Source organism: Faecalibacterium sp. BIOML-A1 (genome assembly GCF_009679715.1).
Lineage (GTDB): Bacteria > Bacillota > Clostridia > Oscillospirales > Ruminococcaceae > Faecalibacterium > Faecalibacterium taiwanense.
The window spans coordinates 88,834-105,888 of the sequence record NZ_WKZJ01000008.1; the positions used below are offsets into that span (position 1 = coordinate 88,834).

Genomic DNA, 17,055 nt, shown 5'->3' on the forward strand with positions numbered 1-17,055 from the left:
CAGTCTTCAGAAAACGAGGGAGAACAACAATGGCTAAAATTGCAATTCTGGGCTTTGGCACGGTGGGCAGCGGCGTGTACGAGGTACTGTGCCGCAACGCTGCGGGTGTCTCCCGCCGTGCAGGTGAGCCGGTGGAGGTCAAGTACATCCTTGACCCGAAGGATTTTTCAAACCATCCGGATGCACACCTGTTTATAAAGAACTTCGATACCATTCTGGAAGACCCGGAGATCAAGGTGGTGGTGGAGACCATCGGCGGCACCCGCTTTGCGTATCCGTATGTAAAGGCCTGCCTTGAGAGCGGCCGCAGCGTATGCACTTCCAACAAGGAGATGGTGGCCACCTACGGCGCAGAGCTGCTGGGCCTTGCCAAAGAGCACGGCTGTGCCTTCCTGTTCGAGGCTTCTGTGGGCGGCGGTACGCCCATCATTACCCCGATGCACCAGTGTCTGGCGGCAAACGTCATCACCGAGGTGGAGGGCATCGTGAATGGCACCACCAACTTCATGCTCACCAAGATGGTGCGCGAAAATCTGGGCTTTGACGATGCGCTGAAGATCGCGCAAGAGCTGGGCTACGCCGAGACGAAGGACCCCAGCGACGATGTGGACGGCCGTGATGCCTGCCGCAAGATCGCCATTCTGTCCTCGCTGGTGTGCGGCCATCAGATCTACCCCCAGAACATTCCTACCCGCGGCATCCGTGCCATTACCACGGCAGATGTGGAAGCGGCGGAAAAGCTGGGCTGTGTGATCAAGCTGATCGCATGGATGAAGCGCGGCAAGGACGGCAGCGTGGCTGCCGGTGTGGAGCCGTGTCTGGTGCCCAAGGCAAACCAGCTGGCCAGCGTGGACGATGTGTTCAATGCAGTGCTGGTCAAGGGCGATATGCTGGGCGACGTGGTGTTCTACGGCAAGGGCGCAGGCAAGCTGCCCACCGCCAGCGCCGTGGTGGCCGACGTTGTGGATGCCCTGAAGCATGGCTCCAAGGTGCACGACAGCCTGTTCTGGCAGCCTGCTGAGCCGGTGGAGGGAATGCTCACCGACCCGGCTCCTGCTGCATATTATGTGCGTGTAGCAGGCATTGCTCCGGCGGTGGTGGAAGCCATCTACGGCTATGGCAGGGTGGTGGACGAACGCTACGAAGGCTGCGCTTACTTTGTGGAGCGCGCCGACGAAAAGGCACTGGCCGAAGCAGCCCGCAAGGTGGAAGCCGTGGGCGGCAGCGTGAAGCTGGTGCTCAAGCGTCTGCCGGAAGAAAACTGATAACGGAATAAGGAAAGGTGCGGCGGCTATGAAGATCAAGGTTTCTGTCCCGGCCACCAGTGCAAACATCGGCTCCGGCTTTGATGCGCTGGGTCTGGCGGTGACGCTGTATAATACGGTCACCTTTGAAGAGAGCGAAGTGCTGGATATCTCGTCTGCGGACGGTACCCGCATCCCGCGCGGTGAATCGAACCTCGTGTACCGTTCGGCAAAGGGGCTGTTTGAGAAGGTGGGCAAGCAGATCCCGCCCCTCAAGATCACCCAGACGAATCCCATCCCCATGGCGCGCGGCCTTGGTTCTTCCTCGGCCTGCATCATTGCGGGACTGCTGGGTGCAAACCGGATGCTGGGCGATGTGCTCAACACGCAGGAGCTGCTCACGCTGGCTACCTCCATCGAGGGCCACCCGGATAACGTGGCCCCGGCTCTTCTGGGCGGCCTGACCAGCAGCGTGTTCGAGGATGGCAAGGTGTACTCGGTCAAGCGCAATGTGGATGAAACGCTGTGCTTCGCCGCCATCGTGCCGGACTACAAGCTGCTGACGGAAGCCGCTCGTGCGGCCCTGCCCAAAGAAGTCTCCCACAAGGACGCGGTATATAACCTTTCGCGCGCTGCGCTGGTGCCCGCCGCCTTCTGCGAGGGCAGACACGACCTGCTGGCCATTGCCACCGAGGATAAGCTGCACCAGCCCTACCGTATGCCGCTGATGCCCGGCTCCAAGGAAGTGTTCGATATGGCACGCCTGTGCGGTGCAAAGGCTGTTTACGTTTCCGGTGCGGGCAGCACCGTGATGGCCGTAGCGGAAAAGGCGGAGGCCGAAAAGTTCTATTCCAAGCTGGAAAAGGGTCTGGAGCTGCTGGAAGGTCTGGACGGATGTGAAGCATTTACATTGCTGCGTTTGGATGCCGATAACACCGGCGCAACGGTGGAATGATAAATGGGTAAGGGAAGTGCAAGGCGCTGCTGACCGCTTCCGCCCGGTGTACCCCCTTTTGACAAAGGGACAAAAAGAGGAGAGTGACAAGATATGGCGTTGATCGTACAGAAGTTCGGCGGTTCTTCGGTGAAGGACCGTGACCGTATCTTCAACGTGGCACGCATTGTGGCAAACACCCACAACGCGGGCAATGACGTAGTTGTGGTGGTGTCCGCTCAGGGCGATACCACCGATGAACTGATCGCCAAGGCTGGGGAGATCACCCACAACCCTTCGGCCCGTGAAATGGATATGCTGCTGGCTAGCGGCGAGCAGATCAGCATTTCGCTGCTGGCCATGGCACTGAATGAGCTGGGCTGCCATGCCATCAGCCTGACCGGCTGGCAGGCTGGCTTCCGCACCGACCGCGCCTATACCAAGGCGCGCATCACCCGCTTGGAGACAGAGCGCATCTCTTCTGAGCTGGAGCGCAACCGTGTGGTCGTTGTGGCGGGCTTCCAGGGCCTGAACAAGATGGATGACATCACCACTCTGGGCCGCGGCGGCTCCGACACCAGCGCTGTTGCCATTGCAGCAGCCCTGCACGCAGACCGCTGCCAGATCTTTACCGATGTGGAAGGCGTTTACACGGCCGACCCGCGCAAGGTGCGCAACACCCGCAAGCTGGATGAGATCACCTTTGACGAGATGCTGGAGCTGGCATCTCTGGGTGCACAGGTGCTGAACAACCGCAGCGTGGAGCTGGCCAAAAAGTATAATGTGGAGCTGGAGGTGCTCTCCAGCCTGAATCCCGTGCCCGGTACGGTGGTCAAGGAGGTTACAAAAGACATGGAAGGTATGCTGATCAAGGGTGTCGCAAAAGACACTGATGTTGCTGTTATCACGATTCTGAACGTTCCCGATGAGCCGGGCATGAGCTTCAAGATCTTCGGTCTGCTGGCCCAGAAGAACATCAACGTGGACATCATCCTGCAGTCCACCGGCCGTGACGGCAAGAAGGATATCAGCTTTACCTGCTCTGAGGGCGAAGCCGATCTGGCCATGCGCGTGCTGAAGGAGAGCGCACACTTCAACGATGTGAGCGTGGACACCACCTGCGCCAAGGTCTCCATTGTGGGTGCCGGTATGCAGAGCCACAGCGGCGTTGCTTCCAAGATGTTTGAGGCACTGTCCAACAACAACATCAATATCAAGATGATCTCCACCAGCGAGATCAAGATCTCCTGCATCATCAACCGCGACGATGCCGACAAGGCTGTTTCTGCGATCCACGATATGCTGTTTGATTAAATAAAAATATAGGAATGCCGCATCGCCTTTTAGGTGGTGCGGCATTTTTGCGTGGAAAACTCCTCCAGTCGCCTGCGGCGACAGCCCCCTCTGAGAGGGGGCCTTTGACAGAGCGGGAAACTTTTCTGTTTCGCCAGAGCCTCCCTCATTGAGGGAGGTGGATGCGAGTGTGCGAGCAGACGGAAGGAGTTTTTTCGGTCATACTTATTTTACACTTCCGGCGTTTACACAAAATGCAAAGGGGTGTATAATATACACTGTATCTGTGCGGCGCAGTGCGCTGCAAATTCTGCAAAAGGAGCTGCAACGCACCATGGAACCGACTGATAGAAATGCTGCAAAGCCCCGCCTGACCCGCGCTCAGTGGAAGCGCCGCAAGCGGCTGCGTCTGGCCCGCAACTGGGCCATTCTCATTCTCGTCTGCGCTGCCATTGTGGCGCTTATGACCAAAGGCATCCTCTGGCTGCTGCCAAAGGTGAACGCCATGCTTGCAGGGCCGCAGAGCTTTGATGCGGCCAGCTACGATGGCACCGGCTACAGCTTTGATGCTGACGATGAGCGTTTTGTGCTGGTGAACACCAATCTGCCTTTTGCCGAGGAACCCTCTCCGGCCCTTGCCGATGCCGATGAAGCCAGCGGTATCCAACTGGAAGCCGAAGCAGCTGCAGCCTACCAGAAAATGGCTGCGGCTGCGGCCGAGGACGGCGTTGCACTGGTGCTGACGGCAGGCTATCAGGACGCAGATGCCCGCAGCGCGGCCTATGAGACGCAGAAGCAGCAGTATCTGGAAAAGGGCAAAACCGAGGAAGAAGCCGCCAGCCTTGCAGCAGATATCCAGCCGCCTGCGGAATGCAATGATCACGGCACCGGCTATGCGGCGGATATCCTCAGTACGGACTACCCGACCCGTGATACCGGCTTTGATACGACCCGCGCCTACGAGTGGCTCACCGCCTACGCCGCCGAATACGGCTTTATCCTGCGCTATCCGCAGGACAGGCAGGCTGCTACCGGCGTGGTGTTTGAGCCGTGGCACTGGCGGTATGTGGGCGTTGAAAATGCCCTTGCCATCCGTGCCAGCGGCCTGAGTCTGGAAGAATTTCTTGCCTTGCAGAAGGCATCATAAAAATAAAAGCTCCCTGTGAAAGCAGGGCGGAGGAACAAATTGGAACGTACTCTCATTGCGCCGGGTGTGCATCTTTCCTGTGACCCGGCGGAAAAATTCAACCGCTGCCGCATCAGCGTCCACTTTGCCTTTCCGGCAAAGCGGGAAACGGCCACAGCACATGCGCTGCTGCCACTGGTGCTGGAGCGCGGCTATGCCGACTGCCCGGATATGACCCGCCTGACCAAAAAGCTGGCCAAGCTCTACGGTGCAGACCTCACAGTGGATGCCCGGCCCATGGGCTGCAGCCACAACCTGTGTGTTAGTGTTACCGGCATCAAGGATCAGTTTGCGCTGGAAGGGGAGACCCTTACAAGGGAATATGCATCCATTGCACTGGGTGCGGCCTTTCACCCGTATTTTGTGGGCGGCACTTTTGATCCGGAAGCCGTGGGCATTGAAAAGCAGATGCTGAAAAAGGCGCTGGAAGATGAGATCAACGATAAGCGCCTTTACTGCCTGCATCAGGCCAACCGGGAATTCTTTGGCGACAGCCCGGCGGGTGTGCGGCAGGAGGGCTATCTGGAAGAGGTGGAAAGCCTGACACCGGAACAGCTTACCGCAGCCTATTACGAGATGCTGCGCACCGCCAACATTGAACTGCTTGTGTTGGGCTGCACGGCAGAGCAGACCGCTGCGGTAAAGGATGCACTGCTGGCAGAGCTTGCGGCAATTGACCGCGCACCGCTGCCGCTGGCGGAAAACATTGCCATGCCCCGCCGGGAGCCGGTGCACAAAACCGAAACCTATGATATGGTGCAGGCGAAGCTCTGCATGCTGTTCACGCTGGGCGAACCCATGCGCACCGAACAGCTGGCTGCTGTGCGCCTTGCCATGGCGCTGTACGGCGGCAGTGTGACCAGCCGCCTGTTCCTGAATGTGCGCGAGCGTGACCACCTGTGCTACTACTGCTCGTCCTCGTTCCAGAGCTTTACCGGAAGCATGGCTGTGAACAGCGGCGTGGAGCACGCCGACGCAGCCCGGGCAGAGCAGGCCATCTTGAAGGAACTGGCCGACCTGTGCGATGGCCCCATCACCGACGATGAATTTGAGGACTGCCGTCGGGGTCTGCTGAGCGGGATGCAGGGGGTAGAGGATACCTTGGGCGGCATCGAGACATGGTATTACATTGAAGTGCTGCGCGGCGGCGACCCGGCCAAGGTGCAGACACCCGCCGAAGCCCGCGCCGCTCTGCAGGCCGTGACCAAGGACGACGTGCGCGCCATCCTGCGCAAACTGACCCTCTCGGTCAGCTATCTGCTCACAAAGGAGGTGGCCGCTCATGCCGCAGAATAACCAGACCCTGCTGGAAAAGACCGTGGCTGACCAGTGGCAGACCCTGCCCTCCGGACTGACCGTTATCGTGCGGCCCATGCCGGGCTATTCCAGCACTCATGTCATTTTTGCTACCCGCTTTGGCTCCATTGACCGGGATTTCCGGCTGGACGGCAAAGAGGTGCATCTGCCAGCAGGCGTGGCACACTTCCTCGAGCACAAGATGTTTGAAGATCAAGACGGCGATGCCTTTGCAAAGTATGCCAAGACCGGTGCCAATGCCAACGCATTTACCAGCTTTGACCGCACCTGCTACCTGTTCACTGCGACCCAGCAGCTGGACGAAAGCTTGGATGTGCTGCTGGGCATGGTGACTCATCCGTACTTTACCGAGCAGACCATCGCCAAGGAGCAGGGCATCATCGGACAGGAGATCAAAATGTACGATGACAGCCCGGACTGGCGGCTCATCACCGGCCTGTTCGAGTGCTTGTACCACGAGCATCCCATCCGCAGCGATATCGCGGGCACGGTGGAGAGCATTGCTGAGATCACGCCGGAGATGCTTTACGACAGCTGCAAAGCCTTCTATGCACCGGGCAATATGGTGCTGGCGGCTGCCGGCAACACTACCATGGAGCAGATCCTGGCTGCCTGTGAGCGCCACGGCCTGATGAGACCGCGCAGCACCGAAAGGGTGCAGCGGCTGTGGAAGCCGGAACCCATGACGCTGGCGGCAACCCATAAGACCCTGAAAATGCCGGTGTCCAAGCCCTGCTTCGGCGTGGGCTTCAAGGAGAAGCCGTTGCCCCCGAACGATCTGCGCACGGAAGCGCTGTATGATCTGATCCTGAGCTGCATCACAGGCGGCATGTCGCCGCTGTACCGCCGCCTGTACGACGGGGGCCTTGTGAACCCCGGCTTTGGCGGGGAAGTGCTGCGGGTGGACGGCTGCTGCTGCATCCTGTTCACCGGCGAGAGCGATGCCCCCGATGCCGTGAAGCAGATGCTTCTGGACGAGATCGCCCGCATCCGTGCCGCGGGTGTGGACCGGGAGATCTTTACCCTGTGCAAGAACGAAAAGTACGGCCAGCTGATCGAAAATCTGGAAAATGTGGAGGACTCGGCCAGCCAGATGGCAGACTTTGCCCTCTCCGGCCAGACGGTGGCGCAGCAGATCACCATGCTGGCAGGGCTGACTGCCGAGGATGCGGACGCTGCGCTGCAGCACATCCTCAGCACCGACCGCATGGCTGTGATGGATATTTTGCCAGATGGCACTGCGCCACTGGCCGAGAACGAGGAGGAAGCAGAATGACAAATCTGGTGCAGTTCCCGGGGCTGGGCCTGAGCTTTGAGATCAACCGCGTGGCCCTTTCCATTGGCGGGTTCAATATTTACTGGTATGGCGTGTGCATTGCCTTTGGCATCTGTCTGGCGCTGGTATTTGCGTTCCGCCACAGCATCGAGTTCGGCGTGGACCCGGACAGCATGGTGGACGTGATCCTGATCGGCATCGTGCTGGGTATTGTCAGCGCCCGCGCCTACTACGTGGCCATGGCACCTTTTAAATATGAGAGCATCTGGGAGATGATCGCCATTCGGGATGGCGGCCTTGCCATCTACGGTGGCATCATCGGCGGTTTTCTGTTCGGCGGCTTGGCCTGCAAACGGCGGGGCGTGCCGGTGCTGCCCATGTTCGACCTGACCGCTATGGGTTTTCTGCTGGGACAGGGCTGCGGCCGCTGGGGCAACTTCTTCAATCAGGAGGCCTTCGGCTGCAACACCACCCTGCCGTGGGGCATGTTCAGCGAAACGACCCGCGCTTACCTGATGGGCAGCACAGTCACGGCCCAGAGCGGCGTGACCATTGACCCGAATCTGCCGGTGCATCCCACCTTCCTGTACGAAAGCATCTGGTGCTTCGTGGGCTTTCTCCTGCTGTTCCGTTACATTAAAAAGCGCAAGTTCAACGGTGACATTGCCCTGCGGTATATGATCTGGTACGGCGCGGGCCGCTTCTGGATCGAAGCCCTGCGCACCGACAGTCTGATGCTGGTGCCTTCCATTGGCCTGCGGGCATCCCAGCTGGTGGCAGGTATCGCTGTGGTAGTCGGTGTGGCTGCGGAAATTTACTTCACCCACAAGTTCAAGGACAAGCCCCTGATGGTAAAGCTGGCAATGACGGCGGACAACAAAGCCGCAGTCAATAAGCTGAGCAAAGAAAAAACTGTTATCGGTCTGATGACGGATGCAGATACTGAACTGCTGGCCTCCAGCCCGCGTAAGCTCTTCGTGGAGCGCACCGAAGCGTATAATGCCGAAGTAAAACGCACCATCGCGGAAAGCGGGAAGGCGAAACAATAAAAAATCTTTCGGAAAGAGGAAAATTCCTCTTGCATTTCCATCGTTTTTTTGCTATACTATTCTAGCCGCGTGGTGTGGGCGCCTGAAATGGCCCAGTGTAAGGGCCTGCCTTTACGACCAGCGAGTACAACGAAAAGGAATGAACAAAATGTACGCAATCATTGTTACCGGCGGTAAGCAGTACCGCGTGGAGCAGGGCGACATCGTCTACATCGAAAAGCTGGACGTTGAGGCCGACTCCGAAGTGAAGTTTGATCAGGTTCTCGCTATTGGCGAGGAGGGTTCTGTGAAGGTTGGCGCTCCTGTTGTTGAGGGTGCTACCGTTACTGCCAAGGTTATCAAGAATGGCAAGGGCAAGAAGCTGAACATCATCACCTATCGCGCAAAGAAGCACAGTGCTCGCCGTATGGGCCATCGTCAGCCCTTCACCAAGGTTGAGATCACTGCGATCAACGGCTAAGGAGGTAAATTACAATGGCACATAAAAAGGGCGTAGGCAGCACCAAGAACGGCCGCGATTCCGCAGCACAGCGTCTGGGCACCAAGCGTGCAGACGGTCAGTTCGTTCTGGCCGGCAACATCCTGGTTCGTCAGCGTGGCACCCACATCATGCCGGGTGAGAACGTTGGCAAGGGCAGCGATGACACCCTGTTTGCTCTGGTGGACGGTACCGTCCGTTTTGAGCGCGTGGGTAAGGACGGCAAGAAGTGCAGCGTCAAGCAGTAACTTCTTTCGGATAACTGCAAAACGTAGAGAGCCGGACCCTCGTGGCCCGGCTCTTTTTGATGAAGAATTCTCTTTTTGACTGTCTGGCAGAAACTCCCCCAGTCGCCTGTGGCGACAGCCCCCTCGGGGAGGGGGCCTTAAAGCCTCCCTCCTTGAGGGAGGTGGCATCGTGCAGCGATGCCGGAAGGAGTTCCCGGCAAGGGAAGGAGAATAAACGAACATATAAAACTAAGGAGGGGCTGTATGGCAGCACAAACCAACTTTATCGACATCGCCACGATATGGCTCCACGCGGGCAAGGGCGGCGACGGTGCGGTGAGCTTTCACCGTGAAAAATTCGTGGCCGCTGGCGGCCCGGACGGCGGCGACGGCGGCCGCGGCGGCGATATCATCTTTGTGGTGGACGATCACCTGACCACCCTGATGGATTTCCGCTATAAGCGCAAGTATGTGGCCCCGGAGGGTGGCAAGGGCGGTGCAAGCCTGTGCCACGGCAAAAACGCGGAGAACCTTGTCATCAAGGTGCCGCTGGGCACCGTCATCAAGGATGCCGAGAGCGGCCTTGTCATTGCGGACCTGTCCGACCACACCCCAGTCACCATTGCAAAGGGTGGCCGCGGCGGCTACGGCAATGCGCATTTTGCCACTCCCACCCGACAGATCCCCAAGTTTGCAAAGCCCGGTATGCCCGGCGAAGACATTCAGGTGACGCTGGAGCTGAAGCTGATCGCCGATGTGGGTCTGATCGGCTTCCCCAATGTGGGTAAGTCCACCCTCATTTCCACCATCAGCGCAGCCAAGCCTAAGATCGCAAACTACCACTTCACCACGCTGGTGCCTACGCTGGGCGTTGTATCCGTGGCGGAGGGCGCAAGCTTTGTCTGCGCCGACATCCCCGGCCTGATCGAGGGTGCCAGCGAGGGCATCGGTCTGGGACATGACTTCCTGCGCCATGTGGAGCGCTGCCGCCTGCTGCTGCATGTGGTGGATGTTTCTGGCAGCGAGTGCCGTGAACCCATTGAGGATTTTGAAAAGATCAACGAGGAGCTGGCAAAGTTCAGCCCTGTGCTGGCTGAGCGCCCGCAGATCGTCATTGGCAACAAGTGCGATCTGGCCACCGAGGAGCAGATCGAAGCTTTCCGCAAGTATGTGGAGGGCAAGGGCTTGACCTTTGTGCCCATCTCTGCCGCTACGATGCAGGGCGTGAAGGAACTGCCGGGCCTCGTGTATAACCGCCTGAAGGATATCCCGCCGGTGCCGGTGTTTGCTCCCGAGTACAAGAAGCCCGAACCCAAGGCCAACGACCGTGCGTTTGAGATCAAGCGCATGGAAGCCCATGTATGGAGCGTGGAAGCCCCGTGGCTGGAATACATTCTGGCCGGCAGCAATGTGGACGACTACGAAAGCCTGCAGTTCTTCCAGCGTCAGTTGGGTGAGAGCGGCATTCTGGACGCTCTGGTGGCAAAGGGCGTGCAGGAGAACGACACCATTCTCATTGGCGATTACCAGTTCGATTATATCTTCTAAGAGGTCACTATGAACGAACCTGAAAAGATCGACCCGCGGGAGCTTAGCCCCTTGGCGCTGGCCTTTGTGGGCGACAGCGTGCTGGAACTGCTGGTGCGACAGCGTCTGGTGGAGCATCACCGCCTGTCTGCCGGAAAGCTCAACGCAGAAAAGGTCAAATACGTCTCGGCCCGGGCACAGTTCCGGGAGGAACAGCTGCTGGAGCCGCTGTTCACTGAGGACGAACTGGCCGTGTTCAAGCGGGGCCGCAACGCCAGCAAGGCCAGCGTGGCAAAGCACGCTTCCCCGGAGGAATACCGTGCTTCCACCGGCTTCGAGTGCCTGCTGGGCTGGCTGTATCTGAACGGTCAGCTGGGCCGTGTGCACGAGCTGTTTGAAACACTGTGGCAGCAGTTCGACCCCAACGAAAAATAAAAACGCGAAAGCCCGCTGCTTTCCGCACTGGAAAACAGTGCCGGAGGGCAGCGGGCTTTGCGATTTGAGAAAGATCAGAGGTTCGCGCCCGTGGTCCATCAGGCGCGAAGGGCAGCGTCAGCGGCTGTTTTTGGCGTTGCTGGAACGGCTGCTCGTGGAGTTCTTGGCGCTCTCATCGTCGGCACCCTTGGTGTACTGGTTGGGGTGCTTGTGCTCGTTGGTGGCGCTGTTGGTGATCTGGTTGGACGTGCGGTTCGAGGTCTGATTCTTGCAGTTATTGCTGCGGTTTTCGGTTGCCATAGTGAATGATCTCCTTTCGGTTTTCCGTGCGGGGCGGTGTGCCCCTCACAAGACCTAGTTTGGCCGCAGACGGCGGCTTTATACATCCCACAGGAGGAATGCAGAATGCCCATGGAATATTTTGAACAGCGGGAGCGCGCTCTGCTGGGAGACCGGTTCGATGTCCTGTATGCAGCCCCGCAGGAAACGGCGGAGCGCGGCGTAACGGTGTCGGCCCTGCGCAGCTCACCGGAGCAGTTTGCCGCAAAAGCCGATTTCCCACTGGAAGCATCGCCCTTTTGCAAGGCGGCATTCGTGGTGCATCAGCCGGATGATTTGAAATTCCGGCCCGGGCGGCATCCGTACCACCATGCGGGCGTGTTCTACTCGCAGGAGCCGTCTGCGTCCTCGGCGGCACCGCTGCTGGGCGTGCAGCCCGGGATGCGTGTGCTGGACATGTGCGCCGCGCCCGGCGGCAAAAGCAGCCAGCTGGCGGCGGCGCTGCAGGGCCGGGGTGTGCTGGTGAGCAACGAATACGTTGCAGCTCGTGCGGATATCCTGAAAAGCAATCTGGAACGCATGGGCGTGTCCAATGCGGTGGTGCTCAATGAGACGCCCGCCCGCATTGCGGATGCCCTGCCGGAGTTTTTTGACCGCGTTCTGGTGGATGCGCCCTGTTCCGGCGAGGGAATGTTCCGCAAGGAGCCGGTGGCCCGTCAGCAGCACTGTGAAGCGCTGGTGAAGCAGTGTGCTGAGCTGGGTGCAGAAATTCTGGACTGTGCAGCCGCTGTGCTGGCCCCGGGCGGGCAGCTGGTGTATTCCACCTGCACCTTTGCACCCGAGGAGGACGAGGGACAGGTGGCGGCGTTCCTGCAGCGCCACCCGGAGTTCACCCTTGCGGATGCGCTTGGCAATGTGGACTACACCTTTGGCAGTGAGGGCGAAGCCAACCGCACCGGCGGCCTGCCGCTGGATGTGAGCAAGGTGCGCCGTATCTGGCCCTGTCAGGGCGGCGAGGGCCACTTTATGGCCCGGCTCGTCAAAGCTGGCACTCCGCGCGTTCTGCCCGCAGAGGGCGAGTACACTGCCGAAGAACAGCTCTGGCTGGCAGCAGCGGAAGCTGCGGGCAAAAAGGCCAAGGGGAAGGGCGGCAAGCCTGCCAAGACCCCGGATGCCCGCAGTGCCCGCCGCGAGAATGCCCGTGCCTGCCGGGAAGCGGTGCAGGGTGAAAAGCGCAGCCGCGAAGCACAGGCAGGGGAGACAAGTCCTGCCCAGAGCCTTGCAGCATGGCACGCGTTTGCCGGGCAGTATTTCCCGGCGCTGGTTGACCGCCCGGCTGTGGTGCACGGCGGCGGTGTGCTGCTGCCGGTGCCGTTCCCGCAGACGAACCTGCATGTGCTGCGGGCGGGCGTATTTGTGGGCAGCGTGCAGAAAGGCCGCTTTGTGCCGGAGCACCATCTGTTCACGGCATTTGGCGCACAGTGCGTGAACCGCGAAGAACTCACCCTTGATGACCCGCGCTGCGTGGAGTATCTTTCCGGCCGTGAGGTGGAAGCCCGCATCGCTGCTGACGGCTGGTGCTGCGTGACGGTGGACGGCTGGCCGCTGGGCGGCGGCAAGGTGTCCGGCGGGCGGGTGAAAAACCATTATCCCAAGGCGCTGCGGCTGCTGTGAACGGGCAGAAAAAGCGCATTTTTCCGCGCAGAATGCTGAAAACCGGGCGGATAAGGCTTGAACGCTCTGCCCGGTTGTGCTACAATAATAGAGTTAGATTTTGTGTGCTGCCACAATGCGGGCGACCACAGCCCGTCTGCCCGCAGGCGGAGATTTGAGAATATACAGGAGGCTCTTTCCCATGTCTGGACATAGCAAATGGAACAATATTAAGCGCAAGAAGGAAAAGACCGATGGCGCAAAGGCAAAGGTCTTTACCAAGATCGGCCGCGAGATCAGCGTTGCCGTGCGTACCGGCGGCCCGAACCCTGCTTCCAACAGCAAGCTGGCTGACCTGATCGCCAAGGCAAAGCGCATGAGCGTGCCCAACGATAACATCCAGCGCATCATCAAGAAGGCTGAGGGCGGCGATAAGACTGAGTACGAAGCAATCACCTACGAAGGCTACGGCCCCGGCGGCGTTGCTGTCATGGTGGAGACCCTGACCGACAACCGCAACCGTACCGCTGCCGACCTGCGCCACTACTTCGACAAGAACGGCGGCAATCTGGGTGCTATGGGCTGCGTGGGCTTCCTGTTCAGCCAGAAGGGTGTCATTGACATCTCTCTGGAAGATAAGGATGCCGACGAGGCTATGATGGATGCTCTGGATGCTGGTGCCGAGGACTTCGATGCCAGCGAGGATGCAGCCGAGATCACCACCGATCCCGAGAACTATTCTGCTGTGGTCAAGGCCATGGAGGAGAAGGGCTACGAGATCCTCTCCGACGATCTGGCCATGGTGCCCATGACCACCACCCGCCTGACCGACCCCGACCAGCTGAAGCTGATGGGCAAGCTGCTGGATGCGCTGGAAGACAATGATGATGTCCAGAACGTCTGGCACAGCCTGGAGAACGAAGAGGATCTGCCGGAATAACCTTCCGCAAGGCTCTTTGCTCCTGAAATAAGACGATAAAAAGCCGCTTTTTGTGCTAATTGGCACGAAAGGCGGCTTTTTTGTGCTGTGTTACGGGACTGAAAACGGCTTGGGACCTCCACTGAACAATAAAAATCCCCCGTCGGCAAGGCATACCGGCGGGGGAAAGGGGGAGAGCGTTTTTTAATAGATTATTGCACGCTTGCAAGGAACCGCACAAAGCCTGCGCGGCCAGCCTCGTCCATTTTATAGACACCGGCATCGGCCAATACCTGAGCGAACACATGGCCCACCTCGTCCTGCAGGATGAGGTGCACGGTGTCGCCGTTCAGTTCCGGGTGGCGGGCAAGAATATCCTCGGCCCACTCGGCGTGCTTCTGCAGTTCTTCCGGGTACTGGCTCACCGGGGTGCGGGCCACCAGTGCATCGGCCAGCTCAAACAGCTCCTTTTTCAGGCGGCTGGGCAGCACGGCAAGGCCCATGACCTCGATCAGGCCGATGTTTTCCTTTTTGATGTGATGCAGCTTTGCATGGGGATGGAACACGCCCAGCGGATGCTCCGGGGTGGTGATGTTGTTGCGCAGCACCAGATCCAGCTGATACTTGCCGTCCCGCATCCGGGCAATGGGGGTGATGGTGTTATGTGGCTCGCCGTCGGTCTCGGCAAAGATGAAGCATTTTTCGTCCGAGTAGCCGCGCCATGCGGTCAGAATTTTATCGGCCAGCTCCACAAGACGGGCATCATCCTCGCTGGTCAGGCGGATGCAGCTCATGGGCCAGTGCACGATACCGGCATCCACATCCTCAAAACCGGGGAAGACCCACTTCTTCTCGACGGGAGCCTTTGCCATAGCGAATTCATAGTGGCCGCCCTGGAAATGGTCGTGGCTGAGAATGCTGCCGCCCACGATGGGCAGGTCGGCGTTGCTGCCCACGAAATAGTGGGGGAACAGGCCCACGAAATCCAGCAGCTTGCGGAAGGTAGCACGCTCGATCTTCATGGGAGTGTGCTGGTTGTTGAACACGATGCAGTGCTCGTTGTAGTAGACGTAGGGGCTGTACTGCAGGTTCCAAGCGCTGTCGTTGATGGTGAGAGGGATGATGCGGTGATTCTCGCGGGCGGGGTGGTTCATGCGGCCTGCATAGCCTTCGTTCTCGGCGCAGAGCTGGCACTTGGGGTAGGCGCTCTGGGGAGCCAGTTTGGCGGCGGCAATGGCCTTGGGGTCTTTTTCGGGCTTCGAGAGGTTGATGGTGATATCCAGATCGCCGTAGGGGGTCTTGGTGACCCATTTCAGGTCGCGTTTGATGCGGTAGCGGCGGATATAATCGGTGTCCTGACTGAATTTATAGAACCAGTCGGTCGCGGCCTGCGGGCCTTCGCTTTCGTAGCGTTCCTCGAAATTGGCGCGCACGATGCTGGGCCGCGGGGTCAATACGCCCATGAGCTTTGTGTCGAACAGGTCGCGGGCGGTGGAGTTGTCCTCGCACACACCGCGGGCAACGGCATCATCTACCAGCGTTTTGAGGATGCTTTCCAGATCGGTATAGCACACCTCGCCCTCCGGCGCGGTAAAGTCGTCCAGCTGCATGGTCATAAGCAGCTGGTTGCGGATGTAAATTTCATCATCGGGCAGGATAAGGCCGGTGTCCAGCCCGTAATTCACGAGCTGCTGGATGGCGGTAGAAATCACAGGACTGCGCCTCCTTCCGGGCGGATGCTCAGCACATGGCAGCGGCCCTCACCAAGGATGGCTTCCATGTGGGCCTTGAAGTCGGCCAGCATTTCCACCGGCACAAAGGCCTGAGCCGTACCGGCAAAGCCGCCGCCGTGCACGCGCACAGCGCCCTTGCCGTTCAGATAATGCTTGGCAGCTGCAATGGTCACGCCCATCTCCTGATGCTCCTTGTAACCGGCGGGGATCACGTTCTGCAGGTATTCCCAGCTGCTGTGGCCGGACTCGTTGACCAGACGCAGGAAAGTGTCAAAATCGCCCTCGCGCAGGGCAGCTACCTGTTTTGCCACGCGGTCGTTATCGGCATAGATATGGAAGGCGCGCAGCACGGCACGGTCGCCGCACTGCTTGCGGCACTCCGGAAGCTTTGCAAGGAAGGTCTCAAACGGCACATCCCGCAGCACTTCGCCGCCGCACACAGCAGCCACAGCGCGGCACTCGGCGGGCACAGCGGCATATTCGTCGGTCAGGTCGGCATGATCTGCGCAGGAATCCAGAATGCACAGGGCAAGGCCTGCCTTGGAAAAATCCACGGCCACCGGCTCCACATCCGGGTGGGCAGGGTCCGCAAAATCAATGGTAATAATGTTGCCAACGCTGGAAGCCATCTGATCCATCAGGCCGCAGGGCTTGCCAAAGTAGACGTTCTCTGCCCACTGGCCGATCTGCGCGATCTCGATGGGGGAGACTTTATCGGTCATGAAGCAGTCATTCAGGATCACGCCGATCAGCACTTCAAAGGCGGCGGAGGAAGAAACGCCGCTGCCCTTGGGCACGTTGGAGGAAATGTACACATCCAGACCGGCCAGCTTTGCGCCGCGCTGACGGAAGGCTTCGCATTCGCCGCGCAGCAGAGAGAGGGTAGTGTTTTCCTCTTCCTTGCGGGCAGCAAGGTCATCAAGGCCGATCACACACAGGTCGTAGCCTTCGCTCTGCACGCGCAGCTGGTTCAGGGTGTTGGGCGCGGCGGCAGCGATCATATCAATATTCACGCTGCCGGCCAGCACGCGGCCATGCTGGTGGTCGGTGTGGTTGCCGCCGATCTCGGTGCGGCCGGGGGCACTGTAAAGACCAGCTTCAGCATGGGGGCCAAAGGTGGCATCCAGACCATTCAGAACAGCTTCGTAGCGGGCAGCCTGTGCAGGAGTTTCGTCGGGCGCACAGCAGTAAAGTGCTGCCAGCCGGGCAGCGTGAGCGCCGCTGGAAAGCTCCTGCTTCCATGCGGAAACAGATTTCATCATAGGATAATCCTCCTTTTGAGCGGGTTGGAACTGCAGTGCAGGGCCGCATACAGGATGCTCTGCACACTTCTGTCCTTATCATATAAAATCCGGACAGAAAAAACCATGTGTTATTGTTGCATCTGGATGAAAAGTTGCAAAAAGACTGAAATTGGCGCACAGAGTGGAATTTGACGGTTGAAATAAAATTAGATATAAAACGGAAAAACCATTGGCAAAAATGCCTGCAAATCCACGGCTTTG

16 protein-coding genes are annotated in these 17,055 nt (G+C 59.1%); 13 read left to right on the plus strand and 3 right to left on the minus strand.

The genetic code is table 11. From position 1 onward, the window contains the following. The first annotated feature begins 29 nt into the window (after window positions 1–29). From GKG36_RS09935 to GKG36_RS09985, 11 genes are all read left to right on the plus strand, one after another. Complete coding sequence (locus GKG36_RS09935; protein WP_005945893.1) at window positions 30–1,265, plus strand: homoserine dehydrogenase; 1,236 nt, start codon at window positions 30–32, stop codon at window positions 1,263–1,265. 28 nt (window positions 1,266–1,293) lie between these two features. Further along, window positions 1,294–2,199, plus strand: a complete 906-nt coding sequence (thrB, locus tag GKG36_RS09940; protein WP_005945895.1) for a homoserine kinase — start codon at window positions 1,294–1,296, stop codon at window positions 2,197–2,199. Window positions 2,200–2,292: 93 nt separating this feature from the next. Beyond that, window positions 2,293–3,492: an aspartate kinase gene (locus GKG36_RS09945; protein WP_154260503.1), complete on the plus strand. Its 1,200-nt coding sequence runs from the start codon at window positions 2,293–2,295 to the stop codon at window positions 3,490–3,492. Between the two features lie 313 nt (window positions 3,493–3,805). Then, complete coding sequence (locus GKG36_RS09950) at window positions 3,806–4,618, plus strand: M15 family metallopeptidase (protein ID WP_097781704.1); 813 nt, start codon at window positions 3,806–3,808, stop codon at window positions 4,616–4,618. Between the two features lie 39 nt (window positions 4,619–4,657). Further along, window positions 4,658–5,953 carry an insulinase family protein gene (locus tag GKG36_RS09955; RefSeq protein ID WP_154260505.1) on the plus strand — a complete coding sequence of 432 codons (1,296 nt, stop codon included), beginning with the start codon at window positions 4,658–4,660 and terminating at the stop codon, window positions 5,951–5,953. Beyond that, window positions 5,940–7,250 carry a pitrilysin family protein gene (locus GKG36_RS09960; RefSeq protein ID WP_154260507.1) on the plus strand — a complete coding sequence of 437 codons (1,311 nt, stop codon included), beginning with the start codon at window positions 5,940–5,942 and terminating at the stop codon, window positions 7,248–7,250. Before GKG36_RS09955 ends, GKG36_RS09960 begins: the two co-directional genes overlap by 14 nt. Then, entirely contained in the window at window positions 7,247–8,299 is a 1,053-nt protein-coding gene (gene lgt / locus GKG36_RS09965; protein WP_154260509.1) for a prolipoprotein diacylglyceryl transferase, read from the plus strand. Before GKG36_RS09960 ends, lgt begins: the two co-directional genes overlap by 4 nt. Before the next feature lie 148 nt (window positions 8,300–8,447). After that, on the plus strand, window positions 8,448–8,759 hold the full coding sequence (rplU, locus tag GKG36_RS09970; protein ID WP_044954216.1) for a 50S ribosomal protein L21: 312 nt from the start codon (window positions 8,448–8,450) through the stop codon (window positions 8,757–8,759). A gap of 14 nt (window positions 8,760–8,773) precedes the next feature. After that, entirely contained in the window at window positions 8,774–9,025 is a 252-nt protein-coding gene (gene rpmA, locus GKG36_RS09975) for a 50S ribosomal protein L27 (RefSeq protein WP_005945908.1), read from the plus strand. A gap of 243 nt (window positions 9,026–9,268) precedes the next feature. After that, window positions 9,269–10,552 carry a GTPase ObgE gene (gene obgE, locus GKG36_RS09980; RefSeq protein WP_097777632.1) on the plus strand — a complete coding sequence of 428 codons (1,284 nt, stop codon included), beginning with the start codon at window positions 9,269–9,271 and terminating at the stop codon, window positions 10,550–10,552. Between the two features lie 9 nt (window positions 10,553–10,561). Continuing rightward, window positions 10,562–10,966 carry a ribonuclease III domain-containing protein gene (locus GKG36_RS09985; RefSeq protein WP_005945912.1) on the plus strand — a complete coding sequence of 135 codons (405 nt, stop codon included), beginning with the start codon at window positions 10,562–10,564 and terminating at the stop codon, window positions 10,964–10,966. A 117-nt stretch (window positions 10,967–11,083) separates the two neighbouring features. Here GKG36_RS09985 and GKG36_RS09990 read toward each other — a convergent pair whose 3' ends face one another. Beyond that, window positions 11,084–11,266, minus strand: coding sequence for a hypothetical protein (locus GKG36_RS09990; protein WP_154260510.1), 183 nt, complete (start codon window positions 11,264–11,266; stop codon window positions 11,084–11,086). A 105-nt stretch (window positions 11,267–11,371) separates the two neighbouring features. Here GKG36_RS09990 and GKG36_RS09995 point away from each other — a divergent pair, with 105 nt between their 5' ends. Continuing rightward, a complete protein-coding gene (locus tag GKG36_RS09995; protein ID WP_154260512.1) occupies window positions 11,372–12,919 on the plus strand; it encodes an RsmB/NOP family class I SAM-dependent RNA methyltransferase in 1,548 nt (515 codons plus the stop codon). Window positions 12,920–13,100: 181 nt separating this feature from the next. Then, a complete protein-coding gene (locus tag GKG36_RS10000) occupies window positions 13,101–13,838 on the plus strand; it encodes a YebC/PmpR family DNA-binding transcriptional regulator (protein WP_044954219.1) in 738 nt (245 codons plus the stop codon). A 191-nt stretch (window positions 13,839–14,029) separates the two neighbouring features. Here GKG36_RS10000 and galT read toward each other — a convergent pair whose 3' ends face one another. Together galT and GKG36_RS10010 are read right to left on the minus strand one after the other, a co-directional pair. Further along, on the minus strand, window positions 14,030–15,529 hold the full coding sequence (gene galT / locus GKG36_RS10005) for a UDP-glucose--hexose-1-phosphate uridylyltransferase (protein ID WP_097775378.1): 1,500 nt from the start codon (window positions 15,527–15,529) through the stop codon (window positions 14,030–14,032). Continuing rightward, entirely contained in the window at window positions 15,526–16,812 is a 1,287-nt protein-coding gene (locus GKG36_RS10010) for a galactokinase family protein (protein WP_120080264.1), read from the minus strand. Before GKG36_RS10010 ends, galT begins: the two co-directional genes overlap by 4 nt. Window positions 16,813–17,055: the final 243 nt, after the last annotated feature.